Source organism: Paraburkholderia sp. EG286B, from assembly GCF_040965655.1.
Classification (GTDB): domain Bacteria; phylum Pseudomonadota; class Gammaproteobacteria; order Burkholderiales; family Burkholderiaceae; genus Paraburkholderia.
The window spans coordinates 1-349 of the sequence record NZ_JBFRCF010000199.1; the positions used below are offsets into that span (position 1 = coordinate 1).

Annotated in this window: 1 protein-coding gene; it reads right to left on the reverse strand. The window is 59.0% G+C overall.

The window, feature by feature from the left end; all coding sequences use genetic code 11:
• Positions 1 to 349: glutathione S-transferase C-terminal domain-containing protein (locus AB4Y42_RS44400; protein WP_368697918.1), on the reverse strand; the 349-nt coding region annotated here is incomplete at both ends.

Consider the following 349-nt stretch of genomic DNA (forward strand, 5'->3'; position numbering starts at 1 on the left):
GGACATGAGTGAAGCGATCGAAGCCGACAAGGTCGCGCGCCTCGTAAAAGCCAATCCAGTAACGAACCCACCCGAGCAGAGAAATGTCGGCAATACTGAAGTCATCGCCCATCACCCAGTTGCGTCCGGCAAGCCGAGTGTCGAGCACGCCGAGCAAACGCGCGGCTTCCGACGCATAGCGGTCGCGCGGGCGCTTGTCTTCGTAGGCTTTCCCGGCGAATCTGTTGAAAAAGCCGACCTGTCCAAACATGGGACCGACACCACCCATCTGCCACATCAGCCACTGGATCGTCTCAAAGCGAAGCGCTGGGTCCGTGGACAAGAGATGCCCCGTCTTGTCGGCAAGATA